The following is a 14,778-nucleotide window of genomic DNA, read 5'->3' on the forward strand; positions in this document are numbered from 1 at the left end:
GAGCGTTTTTTAATTAAAAGTAATTCACGTGATTAATAAACGATTGCTCATCAAAAACCTTTTAGCTCATCATGATGAGAATAGTTTCTATGATAAAAAACGACAACTTAATCTACACTCAAAAGAGGGAAAAGCAAAGTTTTTGAAGCACATTTGTGCCTTATCTAATTCCAATCCAACTAATAATGCGTATATTGTTGTGGGCGTAGAAGATCAAGAAAATGAAATTGTGGGTGATGATTTCTTTGACGATAGCCGCATTCAAAACTTGGTAAATGCTTTTTTGGAAAATCCTCCTAAAATTCAATATGAAAATGTGCCATTTCCAAACTTACCAAAAGACAAAGTGGTTGGATTGGTAACCATCAAACCTAACAGCAAAATTTCTGCTTTTAAAAAGGGAATTTATACTATTCCGGCTCACACCGTTTTTGTACGAAGAGGCAGTAATTCCATCCCAACAGACGAAAAAATTCCATTTTCTAAAATGAATGCTGAAACCGTTATTGGAATTGAAAATAATTCGCGAAACAGTATTTCCTATACATTAGAAGGTGTTTTGGATTTTATGAACAATCGTCATAAAGACATGTATTCAAATTACCATGTATTTAAAGAACTTTTTGTGGTTTGTTGGGCCGGTCAAAAGAAAAAAGTGAGGGATAAAATCTTTTTTTCAAGAGTAGATATTGAATTAATTAACGAGCAAATCAAGCTATTTTACTCTGCTTTTGATGAAGTTTCCATTGAATATGATGACAAAACATTTTCGATTACTGAATATGTTCCGTTAGGGCTGAATGACAAAACAAGTTACTATCCTCTGGAAAAACAAATACTAACCTTTTTTGATAACGGATATTATAAAATCGAAAACGAATTTTTGTTTGACCCACCACAATACAATCGAAAAATGATGTTTCATATTTATAATTCCAATTTAGCTTTATTACAAAAATTACAAAAAGGAACCGTTTTAAGCGTAACTGATAACAAGGATTTACTAAATTTGCCTTCAACCCTAATGATTTGTTATTTGAATGGCTTTGAAGAAGCTAAACAAAAATTAATTGATGCCAAAACCCTGCTTAAATCAGTTGAAAATCCATTAGTATATATCAATTTTAAGGAAACTATGCGGATTTTGAGGAAGGTGAAATATGATAAAATCAATGACTAAAACATTTGTAATCGGCGACATTCACGGTGGTCTTCGGGCATTACACCAAGTACTTGAAAGAAGTCAAGCCACAAAAAATGATACATTAATTTTCTTAGGCGATTATGTAGATGGCTGGAGCGAATCGCCTCAGGTGTTAGATTTTTTAATTGAATTAGGGAAGCTACAAAACTGTTTTTTCATACGTGGTAACCACGACGAACTGTTACTCAATTATTTAAAAACAAACGATTACAACCAAGAATGGTTCAAACATGGTGGTCAATCAACCATTGATGCTTATCAAAACGTTTCTGAAAAAACACGTTTAGAACACATCGATTTCTTAGAAAATCATTTACGTGATTATTATTTAGATGACCAAAACCGATTGTTTATACATGCAGGTTTTACCAACGTAAACGGCATTGCCTATGAATATTATCCTCGACTCTTTTATTGGGATAGAACCTTGTGGGAAACAGCTCTTTCGCTCAATCCGGAATTAACTAAAAATAGTCCTTATTATCCAAAAAGGTTTACTTTTTACAACGAAATTTATATTGGTCATACACCTACCACTCGTATCAATGAAACAATTCCCATCAACAAAGCCTGTGTGTGGAATATCGATACCGGAGCTGCTTTTTATGGACCGCTTACCATTTTAGATGTGGATTCTAAAGAATACTGGCAAAGTGAATCGTTGCCTCAATTGTATCCCAACGAGAAAGGAAGGAATTAAGACGGTTTAATTTTTAGAACACGGATTTTAGAAATTTCTAAAATTTTAAAAATCTATTGATAACATTACACCTGACAGGTTTGAAAAAAAACCTGTCAGGTGTAAAGCCCAAAAAATCAAATTATCCAAATTACTCCAATTTTTAAAATTAATATTGATTCTAAAAAATATTGGCAAAGTGAACCATTGCCTCAATTGTATCCCAACGAAAAAGGAAGAAATTAAGACGGTTTAATTTTTAGAACACGGATTTTAGAAATTTCTAAAATTTTAAAAATCTATTGATAACATTACACTTGACAGGTTTTTTTTCAAACCTGTCAGGTGTAAAGCCCAAAAAATCAAATTATCCAAATTACTCCAATTTTTAAAATCCGTGTTCATTAAAAATTGAAAATTCAATTTAACTTCACCTTTATTTACTAAAAATCATACCTTTGTAAAAATTTTATAACCATGAAAAAATTATTTGTATTAGGACTATTGTTCGGTTCTCTTTTTGCGAATGCTCAAGCGTATAAAGGAAAAGGAGATCAAAAATTTCAAGTAGGTGCTAACATTCAAGACCACGCAACCGGAATTACTTTGTTTTATGACCGTGGGATTGGTGAAAACATGTCAATTGGTGTTCAAACTGTTTACTTGTTGAGTGTGGATTGCGATGCTTCAAAATTTGAAGACGAATTTGATATCAAAGCTCGTTTTAGTGCCAACATTGGAAATGTTTTAAAATTACCGGAAGCTATTGATATTTATCCGGGTTTAAATTTAGGATTGCGTAATTTTGGTGCTCATGCCGGCGTTCGTTATTTCTTTTCTGAAGGATTTGGATTGTTTTCAGAAGTTGGATTTCCAATTGCTTCTTACAACAATGACCCAATTGGTTATGAAAAACTAAACAATCAATTCCAATTTAGTATCGGAGCTTCTTTCAATTTATAATGACCATTACCGAAAAAAGATTAAGAGACCGTAGCGGTTCACTTTGTGAAATCAGCGGCTCTGACGAAAATTTAGTGGTATATACTGTTGCTCCTAAAACGGATGAAAGTATAGAAAACAGTATATTAATTACTGAAAATTTAAAAAATCAAATCGAAAATCCGGAAACAACACATCCGGATGATTGGCGAGGTTTAAATGAAAGCATGTGGAGCGAACATTTACCAGTGCAAATTGTATCGTGGAGAATGTTAGCCCGACTAAAAAACCACGATTTGTTAGAAATGATGTATCTGGAAGAAGATGCCTTAGAATGGGCAAAAGCTACCGGAGAAGCAGATGACGACGAAGGTAAAATTATCCACAAGGATTCCAACGGAAACATCTTGAAAGATGGTGATTCTGTGGTTTTGATTAAAGATTTAGATGTAAAAGGAGCAAACTTCACAGCTAAACGTGGTGCTGCTGTGCACAATATTAAATTGGTTTGGGATAATGCCGAGCAAATTGAAGGTCGGGTAGAAGGTCAATATATTGTGATTTTAACGCAGTATGTGAAGAAGACGAAATAATGTGGCAATTGGACAATTAGTCAAATAGTCAATGGATAAATAATTAAAAACCCTGCTAATTTTTGTACTTAGCAGGGTTTTTTGTGTATAAAACAAAACAAAACATGTCTTAATTGGGTTGAAGTTCAACGGTTATTTGTTGAGGAATAACGTGGCAAACATCAGCCGTTACAACAATGGGATCAGAAGTGAACGTTTGATAACCTTCTTTGGAAACAGTTACGGTATAAGTACCAACTCGTTCCCATGCTCCCATAAAAAATGAAAAATCTTCACCAATGAATTCTTCTAAAGTTTCGGTATATAAACCATCTTGAATTATAACCGTTACACCAAGTGAAAGTAAATCTTGCGTCACCGCATCTTTAACAGTAATATTCAAACCGGCTTTTGCTTCTTGAGTACAATATACCTCGTCATCTTCTTCGCATGTGGTGGCGAGTAAAAACGGCATACAAGCCAAAAATAAAAATAACTTTTTCATGAATTATTTGATTGATTTATCTATAGATGAAAAAGAAAGCAAAAAGTTGCGTCATTCCATAAAAAAACCTCGCAATTTTTATGTTGCAAGGCTTTGTATTTACTATTTTCTTTATTCTATTCTCTATGTTCTATGTTCTCAAAACTACAAATCAAACTTAATCCCTTGTGCCAATGGCAAACTTGTGGTATAATTAATTGTATTCGTTTGTCTTCGCATATAAATTTTCCAAGCATCTGAACCGGATTCGCGGCCACCTCCGGTTTCTTTTTCACCACCAAAAGCTCCACCGATTTCAGCACCGGATGTTCCGATGTTTACGTTGGCAATTCCGCAATCTGAACCGGCATGTGATAAGAAAGCTTCTGCTTCACGTAAATTGTTGGTCATGATGGCCGAAGATAATCCTTGGGCTACACCGTTTTGGATTTCGATGGCATTGTGCACATCGCCGGAATATTTTAATAAATATAAAACCGGAGCAAAGGTTTCGTGCTGAACAATTTCAAATGAGTTACTAGCCTCGGCAATAGCAGGTTTCACATAACAACCACTTTCATAACCTTCACCGGATAATACACCTCCTTCAACAATTACTTTTCCGCCTTCGGCTACAACTTTTTCTAACGCTTTTTTATACATTTCAACGGCGTGAACATCAATTAGCGGACCCACATGGTTGTTTTGGTCTAACGGATTTCCGATGCGTAATTGTCCGTATGCAGAAACTAAAGCGTCTTTTACTTTATCATAAATACTTTCGTGAATGATTAACCTTCTAGTGGAAGTACAACGTTGTCCGGCCGTACCAACGGCTCCAAAAACGGCACCGATAACCGTCATTTTGATGTCGGCATCCGGAGTAACGATGATGGCGTTATTTCCTCCTAATTCCAATAATGAATTGCCTAAACGAGCGGCACAAGCTTGAGCAACAATTTTACCCATTCGGGTGGAACCGGTTGCAGAAACCAAAGGAACACGTTTGTCGTGTGTCATTAATTCACCTACTTTGTAATCGCCGTTGATTAAACACGAGATTCCTTCCGGTAAATTATTTTCTTTTAATACTTCAGCAATGATGTTTTGACACGCCACACCACAAAGTGGGGTTTTTTCAGAAGGTTTCCAAACGCAAACATCGCCACAAATCCAAGCCAAAGCGGTATTCCAAGACCAAACGGCTACCGGAAAGTTAAAGGCCGAAATGATTCCCACCACACCAAGCGGATGATATTGCTCGTACATTCTATGTCCGGGACGCTCGGAATGCATGGTTAAACCGTGTAATTGACGAGAAAGACCTACTGCAAAATCGCAAATGTCTATCATTTCTTGCACTTCACCGTAACCTTCTTGAAGTGATTTTCCCATTTCGTAGGAAACTAATTTCCCGAGTGGTTCTTTGTATTTTCTCAATTTTTCACCAAACTGACGAACGATTTCGCCTCGTTTTGGAGCCGGCATTAAACGAAAGGTTTTGAAAGCTTCGGTTGCGGTTTGCATTACTTTTTCGTAATCGGCTGCGGTGGTGGTTTTTACTTTGGCAATCAATTGACCATCAACAGGTGAATAACTTTCGATGATTTCTCCATTAGAAAAATGGTTGTTTCCGGTGGAAGTTCCTTCGTTGATGGGTTTGATGCCTAATATTTCTAGGGCTTCGGTCATGCCGAATTGTTGTGCGATTGTTGACATTATAACTTTTTTAAAGGTTTTTGTTATATTTTTTGCGAAGATACCGATTTTTTTTGTTTTGGAAAACCACTTTTGTTACATAGCAGCGAATTGCAGCCCCGATGGTAGTGGAAAGCCTTGTGCAGCAAAAACTGATTTTTTCTTGTTGAACCAAAGCGACCAAAGGAAGCTCTTGGGGCAACTTAGAAAAAACAGTTTTTGCAAACAAGCTTGTAACGGACAGCGGGAATTGTCTGCCGAAAATCTGTTTTCAGTTATCAGTTATCGGTTTTGGCGACGAATCGGGAATCGGTTTCCATGACAGTACCGCAATTTTGGCAGGTTCTAAGTTCTTTGGAGTTATAAAAATGTTGAAAATGACCTAAGAAATCTTTTTCGATGTCTTTGAGTTCAAAATATACTTCGTATAATTTATGGTTGCAATGGTCGCAAAACCAGAGTAATCCGTCGGGAATATCTTGTCCGGCACGCTTTCGTTCGACTACTAATCCGATTGAATTTTCTTGTCGGACGGGTGAATGTGGTGTTTTGGCGGGTAATAAAAACATGTCGCCGGGACCGAGTTGCATGGCAATTTTTTCTCCGTTGTCTTGCACATAAACGGTGATGTTTCCTTCGAGTTGGTAGAATAGTTCTTCGGTTTCGTTGTAGTGATAGTCTTTTCGGGCGTTGAGTCCGGCAACAATCATGACGATGTAATCACCGGAATCTACATATATGTTCTTGTTTCCAACGGGTGGTTTGAGTAGGTGTCGGTTTTCATCAATCCATTGATTGAGATTGAATGGTTTTTGGATAGCCATTTGTATCGATTTTAGAATGGTAAATTTACAAAATAAAAAAAGCCGAAACGAATCGGCTTTAGTATTTATTTTGCTTCTTTAATCAAATAAATATATACAGGAAAGTGGTCACTAAAACCCGGTTCAGCCGGTGAATTTCGCAAAGGATACCCTTTGTATTGTCCGGTTTGTTGAATCATAAACGGTTTATTATAAATTCCGGCTTTCCAATATTTAAAGGTTGAATAATCTTCGCCAATAAATTGTTGTGAGACCATGATTTGGTCAAAAATATCACCTGAATCACGATAAAAAAGTGTTGCATGTCCGTCTTTAGCCATTTGTTCAAAAGGATTAAAAATGTCTCTTGGTTCATTTAATTGCGATTTTTTCAATTTTGCACCTATTTCAACTTTTACACTTTTATTATAGCTACCATCATTTAAATCACCCATAGTCATGATCTTGGCATTAGGATTTATAGCGATAAGTGAATCCATAATTTTACGGTTTAAACGACCGGCTGCTTCACGATATGGGCTACTTCTTTTCTCACCACCTGAACGAGATGGCCAGTGATTAATGATAAAATGCATTTCTTCTCCGTCTAAATAACCACTCACTAATAATTGATCGCGGGTATAAACTCTTTTACCACTTCCGTCTATGTCTGTAATAATTAAAGGTATATTAGCAGAACTTGTTGGAGTGAAATGTTTCTTTTGGTACAAAAACCCAACATCTATACCACGAGCATCAGGAGAATCATAATGTACGATTCCGTAATCTTTTGCAGCTAATTTTGGCGTTTTGACTAAATCTTCTAATACTCCTCTATTTTCTATTTCACAGACACCTAATATAACAGGAGCGTTGGTCTGTTGTTCACCTGTGCCTATTTCTGCAATAACCCTTTCTAAATTTCTTAATTTCTGTTGGTATTTTTCTTCTGTCCAACCATTAGCGGGAGTATATTCTTCATCAAAAATTTTTGGATCATCTTTTGTGTCAAATAAATTCTCTAAATTATAAAAAGCAACGGTATGCAGTTTATACTTTTTTTGCTGTGCTTGAGCGGTTAAAATTGAAAGAAAAGCAATAAAAACAGGAATCAATTGTTTAATTTTCATAAATTGTATATTAAATTACAGTGAAGTTTAATACAAACTTCGCACCAAAAGTAAATAATATTATTAAATAATGTACATTTGCAGGCTGTTAAGAAATTTTTAACTTAACAAAAAAGAATTAATTTTAACTTTATTTATGAAAAAACTTGTTTTTAGTATTTTTCTTGTCATGCAAGTGTTGGTGGGGTTTGCACAAACCTCAACGACTGTAAAAGGTACAGTAGTTGATTCCAAAACACAACGCGGCATACAAGGTGTGGTCATTACCCTTCAAAACACAAGCGTCATGAGACTAACCTCCGCTCAAGGTGAATTTGTTTTGGAAAATGTACCAAGTGGTAACCAACTTTTAGAAATTAAAAGTCAGGGGTACACTTCACAGCTTTTAAAATTAGAAATTGTTGCCGGTCAAACACTTGACTTAGGAATTATTTCATTTGAAGAAGACATTACCAGTGAGCAACAATTAAGTTTAATTACGCTTACAGAAACCGATTTAGGCGATGACAACAGCGGTTCAGAAAATACCGCCGGTTTATTGCAAGCCTCCAGAGATGCGTTTCAACAAGCGGCAGCGTTTAACTGGGGTCAAGCTCGTTATCGAATCAGAGGTTTAGATAACGAATATGCTACCACCATGATTAATGGTATGGTAATGAACAAGATTTATGACGGAAGACCACAATGGAGTAACTGGGGAGGATTGAATGATGCTACCCGAAATCAAGAATTTACAATGGGCTCTGCACCATCTGATTATACATTTGGTGGAATTTTAGGAACACAAGAAATTAATACAAGAGCCTCTATTTACCGTCCGGGAAGTAGAATTTCATTCTCAGGAACCAACTCTAATTACAGTTGGAGAGGAATGGCTACTCATGCTTCCGGAATGGATAAAAATGGATGGGCTTATGTAATTTCCGCTTCAAGAAGATGGGCTCAAGAAGGTTTCTTTGAAGGAACTGATTATGCCGCTAACTCATTTTTTGCGAGTGTTGAAAAAAGAATTAACAGCAAAAACAGCTTGAACTTTACTTCAATTTATGCTCAAAACAGTAGAGGAAAAAATTCGCCAAATACGGATGAAGTAACCAGTATTGCAGGTGAAAAATATAACTCTTACTGGGGATGGCAAAATGGCAAAAAGAGAAACTCAAGAGACCGAGACATTGAAGAACCAGTATTCATTTTAAGTCATTACTGGAAACCATCCAAAAAAACATCTGTTAACACAAATGTAATGTATCAATTTGGTTCAATTGGAAATTCAAGACTTGATTTTCAAGACGCAACCAATCCGGATCCAACATATTACAGAAACTTACCAAGTTATTACACATCGTTGTATAACAATAACGTAGATGAAGTTTTACAACAAAACCCTTCTGCATATCTACCTGGAGGTTTAGGAGGAATTCCAACGCCTAATTTATTAAATGCAGCAAATGCAAATTTCTTCTCTCAACGTCAGATTGATTGGGATATGATGTATAGAGCCAACAGAACTGCAGTTGTAGATGGTAATAATGATATTATAGATTATATACCCGGCAGAAGTAAATATGTTTTATACGAAGACCGTGTAGATGATACAACTTGGGCAGTTAACACAATTATTAACTCTCAATTAAGTGATAATATTGTTTTGAATGCCGGTGCTTCTTATCGTAATTTAACTTCCAAAAACTTCCAAAATTTATTAGATTTACTAGGAGGTGAATATTACTCTGACATTGATAATTTCCAAGATGGTGATGCGTCGCAATCTGATTTAAATAATCCGGATAGAGAAGTTAGAGAAGGCGATAAATTTGGTTATAATTACAAGCTTTATGCAAGTGTTATCAACGCGTTTACCCAATTTAAATTTACGTATAAAAAAGTTGATTTTTATTTGGCTCAAGAATTTTCGCGTTCTGAATACCAAAGAGAAGGTTTATATAAAAACGGTATTTATCCAACTAGTTCTTTCGGTAAAAGCAAAAAATTGGAATACGATAATTTTGGATTCAAAGGTGGTTTAACCTATAAAATTACCGGAAGACATTTTATTACAGCAAATGGTGTTTACATGTCAAAAGCTCCTTCTTTAAGAAATTCATTTCCTAATGCTCGTTTGAATAACTTAACTCTTGATGTTGATAGTGAAACCATTTCAAGTGCCGATTTAAGTTATGTGATCCGTGCTCCTAGACTAAAAGCAAGATTAACAGGTTATTATTCTAAAATTCAAAATGCAACAGAAACTTCTTTCTTCTTTGCTGAAGGTGTTTTTGAAGATAACGATGGTGATGGTGGCGATGCCTTTATTGCTGAAATTGTAACCGGAATGGATAAGTTAAATTTTGGAGGAGAGTTAGGTCTTGAATACCAAATGACTTCTACAATTAAATTAACTGCTAATGCAGGTTGGGGGCAATATACTTATGCAAACAATCCAAATGTGTTTTTAAATAATGATAATTTAGCTGCAACAGGACAAAACACGATTGTAGGTGTTGGAACGGCTAAACTAAAAGATTATAAAATTGCAGGAACACCTCAACAAGCCTATAGCTTTGGTATTGAATATAGAGATCCTAAATTCTGGTGGATTGGAGCAAATGCCAACTATCTTGCAAACAATTATTTAGATGTTTCTGCATTATTAAGAACAGATAGTTTTTTCAGTAATCCGGCAGATATAAGTGGTTTCCCATTTCCTGAAGCTACAGAAGAAAGAGCAAGAGAATTGTTAAAACAAGAAAAATTTGAAGATTTTACATTGATTAATTTAGTAGGTGGAAAATCTTGGAGAATTAGTCGTAAAAACAGAAACACTTTTGGTTTCTTTGCTTCTATCAACAACATTTTTGACGTGACATATAAAACAGGAGGATTTGAACAAGCAAGAAATGCAAATTATCGCGAATTGAATCAAGATGTTTCAAGTGGAACACCTTCATTTGCTCCAAAATATTTTTATGGTTTCGGAAGAACCTATTTTGTTAACTTTTACATCAATTTATAAAAAAAATACGTATGAAAACTAATTTCTTAAAATCAATTTTATTCACGGCTTTAATTGCCGGAATAAGCACTAGCTGTGTGAATGATGACGATTATGAAGTTCCAAATTTAGATTGTGTTGGAACTACTTTACAAAAAAACAAAGAAGTTGCTGATATTACGGCTACGGCTACTGTAACTCAATATCTTGAAGATGATGTTATTGAAGCGTATGTAACTACAAGTGACGAAGAAGGAACTTTTTTCAAATCTATTTCTTTTCAAACCTTAGACGGTTCTAGAGGATTTAGTGTTCCTGTTGATGTAACATCAACTTTCATCAATTTTGAACCAGGAAGAAAAGTTATGATTAAGTTACAAAATTCTTATACTGATATTTCAAATGGTGGTTTGCGTATTGGTGATATCTATGTGAACTCTTCAAATGTTCCTTCTGTAGGAAGAATTCCGGAATACAAATACAAATCTGTATTAAATAGAACATGTAATATTGTACCGGAAAGTCAATTAGTAAGAACACTTACTGTAAACGAAGCAAAACAAGATGCTAACTTAAACACTTTAATTGAGTTAGATGGTGTTCAGTTTGTTGATGCTGTTATTGGTAAAAATTACTACGAAGCAACTCAAGATTTAGGTGGTGCTACCAACCATTTGTTAACAAATAATGTTGGAAATACTGTAATTTTCAGAACAAGTAGCTTTGCACGTTTTGCTGGAAAACCAGCTCAAACAGGTTATGGTAAAGTTAGGGGTGTAATGACAAAATTTGGAAGTGATTATCAATTTGTAGCTCGTTATGAAAGAGATATTCAATTGACAGGAGAAAGAGTAGAAATTGATTTTGCTCCACCAATCGTTGGTAATAATGTAACTTACTTATGTAGCTTAAACGAAACTTTTGAAAGTTATACAGCGGGTTCAAATACAACAGGTCAAAATGATTTTCCAAATTTCATTAACGATCCTTTCGTTGGTAATGCTTACTGGAGATGTCGCTCAAACGGAACTCCGGCAAATAAATACATTCAAATGACTGCTTTTAGCACTGCACAAAATGTTCAAACCTATTTTATTGTGCCTGTAGATTTTACATGTGCCAATTCCATTTCTTTCCAAACTAGAGCCTCATTCAATGTTGGAGCGGTTTTAAAAGTTTATTATTCAACAGATTACCAAATTGGTGGAGTTGTTAATCCTGCTAATTTAGTTGATATTACTTCTAATTTTGCAATTTCAACTTCTAATTCATCTACCGCTGCTTTTACAAATAGTGGTGTTTGGAATTTTCCAACTTCCTTAACCGGAAATGGAGTAATTTTATTTGAATATGTTGGTTCAGCCCTTTCATCTCCGGCATTAACAACCAACATGGATATTGACAACATTGTAATTCAATAATATTTTAAAAACAACCTTATCCAAAGTATAAGGTTGTTTTTATTTAACTTTTTAATGTATGAAAAAATTAGTTTTATTAGTGTCTTTTGCTTTTTTGAGTCTTTTCACTTCATGTGAAGATGATGAAAAATTGGTGGATGATTTTGTTCAGGAAAATTACATTGTTGGAAAATGGTACATCAAACAAATTGGTGCTATGAACAATTTGAATACCATAGTTTATGTTGATTATACAAATGATTCAACTTGTGAAGGAGATAATTTGGTATTAACTGAAAACGGTACTTTCGAAGAAAACTCATTTGAAGTTGTAGGATCGGCTTGCGAAAATTTTCAAACAAACGGAACCTATAATTTAGATAAAAATATCCTTAACTTATTAACGGTTAATGAAGAAGGAGAAACAGAAACGTTACCTCTTTCCATCATTTCACTTACATATGATGCTGTTAACATAAGTTTTACCGATCCCGATACAGGATTACTTGTATTCTTAAAGTTGGAAAAATAATTCAAACTTAACCATATAGAAAAAGGGAGCAAATTGCTTCCTTTTTTTATTTAAACATATTTTAACCCTAAAATTTAAAGGGTTGTTTTTGTTTTTAATTTATTTTTATATTTTTATACCCTAAATTTTAAAGGGTATAAGTTATGAAAATTGAAAAAAGATGGATTGTTTCCTTTGTTTTGATAGCCTTTGTAGCAGTTTTAGGACTCATTTGGCCTTCTGAACCCCTAAACCTTTCTAATTTTGGAACAGAAGAAGATATTGTAACAGCTGATGTTGCTTGGTTATTAACTTCTTCGAGTTTAGTATTGCTTATGACACCCGGATTATCTTTCTTTTACGGAGGAATGGTGGGAAAGAAAAATGTCATTTCAACCATGTTGCAAAGTTTTATTTGTTTAGGAGTCGTTTCATTACTTTGGGTAGCCATTGGATTTAGTTTAGCTTTTGGTGATTCAGTTGGAATAACTATCAATGGGAATTATTATGGCATAATTGGAAATCCTTTTCAATTTGCTTTTTTTGATCAAGTATCGGTTTTGCCTCATGCTAAGATGGCTTCTACTATTCCTTTTGTGTTGTTTGCCCTTTTTCAAATGAAATTTGCTGTGATTACTCCTGCAATCATAACCGGTTCATTTGCTGAACGAGTTCGATTTATTTCCTATTTGCTTTTTATTTGTCTTTTTACCTTATTTATCTATACACCTCTTTGTCACATGGTTTGGCATCCAAATGGTTTGTTAGGAAGTTATTTTGGCGTTAAAGATTTTGCCGGTGGAACGGTTGTGCACATGAGTGCAGGGTTTGCAGCTTTGGCCGGTGTTTTAGTGCTTGGAAAAAGAAAAAACAACGAGCATATTCCAACCAATATTCCATTTGTGTTGTTAGGAACCGGTATGCTTTGGTTTGGTTGGTTTGGGTTTAATGCCGGTTCTGCTTTAGCCGCTAATGCTACCGCCGCAATGGCATTTGCAACAACAACTATTGCTTCAGCTTCAGCCATGCTTACATGGATATTTTTTGATCGCCTTCACGGAAGAAAAGTGTCAGCTTTAGGTGCATGTATTGGAGCAGTTGTTGGATTGGTTGCCATCACTCCGGCAGCTGGATTTGTAACTATTCCGCAAAGTATATTCTTCGGTTTCATTGCCGCAATCGTTTCCAATAAAATGCTGTATTGGAAAAAACTAAAAGCCATTGATGATACTCTAGATGTATTTGCTTGTCACGGTGTTGGTGGAATTATGGGAATGATTTTGACTGCTATTTTTGCACAAGGTGAAAACGCTAGTTTGCTACATGGCGGATGGAATGTATTTGGTCACCACATGATTGCCTTACTTCTTGTTGCGGCTTTTACATTTTTTGGTTCATTGTTGCTTTATAAGGTAACAAATAGTATCATTCCGCTAAGGGTTTCCGAAGAATCTGAACAAGTTGGTTTGGATGTGTCGCAGCACGATGAACGTTTCTAATTTATTGAAGTGGATTGATTATCGTTGATTAATTCTGTGTGAATTACCTCCCACACCTTATCGCGAATAGCTTTTTTATCGTCAACCGTAAATCCGGCTGTGGGAATAAATTCATGCACTTTTGCTCTCATTATTCCGGGACTTCCACTAAAAAACGTATAAGATAATCTTTTCTTATTGTCATAAAAAGTCATTGGCACGATAGGAATTTGGTGTTCAATTGCTAGCCGAAACGCACCGTCTTTGAATTCAGCTAACACTACTGATTCGTCTTCCGGCACAAGTCCTTCCGGAAAAATACAAATACTTAAGCCTTGATGAAGTCTTTTTTGAGCTCTTTCATATACTGCCATTCTACTTTTTGGACTATCTCTATCGACTAAAATACAAGTGCGTTTATAAAAAAATCCAAAAAGCGGAATATTTGACAATTCTTTTTTTCCAACAAAAACAAAAGGATTTTTTGCAATAATCAACATCAACATTATATCAGTCATCGAAGTATGATTCGCTACCAACATGTAGCTTTCTCCTTTTTTGAATGGTTGTTCCCTTTTTACTTTTGTATAAAAACCCATGCCGAATAAAATTCCTTTTGCCCAAATCTGAGCCAATTTAAAAAAGAAAGGATACCATGTTTCTTTTAAAATAGAAACAATTAGCAATGGAAACATAATCACAATTAAAAGTCCTATGAGCACATAAAACCATACTCTCCAAAGTATCCAAAAAACAATTTTTAACCATTTCATAGATCCAAATGTACTAAAACCAATTGGTATTCTTCTATACAAAATTTGGTAAATAGTGCGAAAAAATATAACCTTTTAATTTATTGGCTTTTTTACAAAAAACTTTACGAAA

At 34.8% G+C, this 14,778-nt stretch carries 13 protein-coding genes; 8 read left to right on the forward strand and 5 right to left on the reverse strand.

The genetic code is table 11. The features are described from left to right. Positions 1-28 precede the first annotated feature (28 nt). The 4 genes from H601_RS0100680 (at position 29) to H601_RS0100695 (ending at position 3,418) form a co-directional block, all read left to right on the forward strand. Positions 29-1,180, forward strand: a complete 1,152-nt coding sequence (locus H601_RS0100680) for an ATP-binding protein (RefSeq protein ID WP_026709726.1) — start codon at positions 29-31, stop codon at positions 1,178-1,180. Continuing rightward, positions 1,173-1,904 carry a metallophosphoesterase family protein gene (locus H601_RS0100685; protein WP_026709727.1) on the forward strand — a complete coding sequence of 244 codons (732 nt, stop codon included), beginning with the start codon at positions 1,173-1,175 and terminating at the stop codon, positions 1,902-1,904. Before H601_RS0100680 ends, H601_RS0100685 begins: the two co-directional genes overlap by 8 nt. Positions 1,905-2,360: 456 nt before the next feature. After that, positions 2,361-2,846, forward strand: coding sequence for a DUF6646 family protein (locus tag H601_RS0100690; RefSeq protein ID WP_026709728.1), 486 nt, complete (start codon positions 2,361-2,363; stop codon positions 2,844-2,846). Then, positions 2,846-3,418 carry a PhnA domain-containing protein gene (locus H601_RS0100695; RefSeq protein WP_026709729.1) on the forward strand — a complete coding sequence of 191 codons (573 nt, stop codon included), beginning with the start codon at positions 2,846-2,848 and terminating at the stop codon, positions 3,416-3,418. The genes H601_RS0100690 and H601_RS0100695 overlap by 1 nt, the downstream gene beginning before the upstream one ends. Before the next feature lie 109 nt (positions 3,419-3,527). Here the strand turns inward: H601_RS0100695 and H601_RS0100700 are convergent, their stop codons facing one another. The 4 genes from H601_RS0100700 to H601_RS0100715 form a co-directional block, all read right to left on the reverse strand. Further along, a complete protein-coding gene (locus tag H601_RS0100700) occupies positions 3,528-3,902 on the reverse strand; it encodes a carboxypeptidase-like regulatory domain-containing protein (RefSeq protein WP_051220611.1) in 375 nt (124 codons plus the stop codon). 144 nt (positions 3,903-4,046) lie between these two features. Beyond that, positions 4,047-5,600, reverse strand: coding sequence for an L-piperidine-6-carboxylate dehydrogenase (amaB, locus tag H601_RS0100705; protein WP_026709731.1), 1,554 nt, complete (start codon positions 5,598-5,600; stop codon positions 4,047-4,049). Between the two features lie 257 nt (positions 5,601-5,857). Further along, positions 5,858-6,403 carry a 3-hydroxyanthranilate 3,4-dioxygenase gene (locus tag H601_RS0100710; protein ID WP_026709732.1) on the reverse strand — a complete coding sequence of 182 codons (546 nt, stop codon included), beginning with the start codon at positions 6,401-6,403 and terminating at the stop codon, positions 5,858-5,860. A gap of 65 nt (positions 6,404-6,468) precedes the next feature. Continuing rightward, on the reverse strand, positions 6,469-7,512 hold the full coding sequence (locus H601_RS0100715) for an endonuclease/exonuclease/phosphatase family protein (protein ID WP_026709733.1): 1,044 nt from the start codon (positions 7,510-7,512) through the stop codon (positions 6,469-6,471). 136 nt (positions 7,513-7,648) lie between these two features. Between H601_RS0100715 and H601_RS0100720 the strand changes: the two genes are divergently transcribed. The 4 genes from H601_RS0100720 (at position 7,649) to H601_RS0100735 (ending at position 13,914) form a co-directional block, all read left to right on the forward strand. Beyond that, the gene (locus H601_RS0100720) at positions 7,649-10,525 is read left to right on the forward strand and encodes a carboxypeptidase regulatory-like domain-containing protein (RefSeq protein ID WP_026709734.1); all 2,877 of its coding nucleotides are present in this window, start codon (positions 7,649-7,651) and stop codon (positions 10,523-10,525) included. A gap of 11 nt (positions 10,526-10,536) precedes the next feature. Beyond that, positions 10,537-11,925 carry a DUF5689 domain-containing protein gene (locus H601_RS14935; RefSeq protein WP_035655292.1) on the forward strand — a complete coding sequence of 463 codons (1,389 nt, stop codon included), beginning with the start codon at positions 10,537-10,539 and terminating at the stop codon, positions 11,923-11,925. A 58-nt stretch (positions 11,926-11,983) separates the two neighbouring features. Then, positions 11,984-12,436: a lipocalin family protein gene (locus H601_RS0100730; RefSeq protein ID WP_026709735.1), complete on the forward strand. Its 453-nt coding sequence runs from the start codon at positions 11,984-11,986 to the stop codon at positions 12,434-12,436. 143 nt (positions 12,437-12,579) lie between these two features. Beyond that, positions 12,580-13,914 (forward strand): ammonium transporter, encoded by a 1,335-nt coding sequence (locus tag H601_RS0100735; protein WP_026709736.1) that lies wholly within the window; start codon positions 12,580-12,582, stop codon positions 13,912-13,914. Here H601_RS0100735 and H601_RS0100740 read toward each other — a convergent pair. Continuing rightward, a complete protein-coding gene (locus H601_RS0100740; RefSeq protein WP_035655294.1) occupies positions 13,911-14,666 on the reverse strand; it encodes a lysophospholipid acyltransferase family protein in 756 nt (251 codons plus the stop codon). The genes H601_RS0100735 and H601_RS0100740 overlap by 4 nt on opposite strands. Positions 14,667-14,778 lie beyond the last annotated feature (112 nt).

It is taken from the genome of Flavobacterium filum DSM 17961 (assembly GCF_000425465.1).
GTDB classification, from domain to species: domain Bacteria; phylum Bacteroidota; class Bacteroidia; order Flavobacteriales; family Flavobacteriaceae; genus Flavobacterium; species Flavobacterium filum.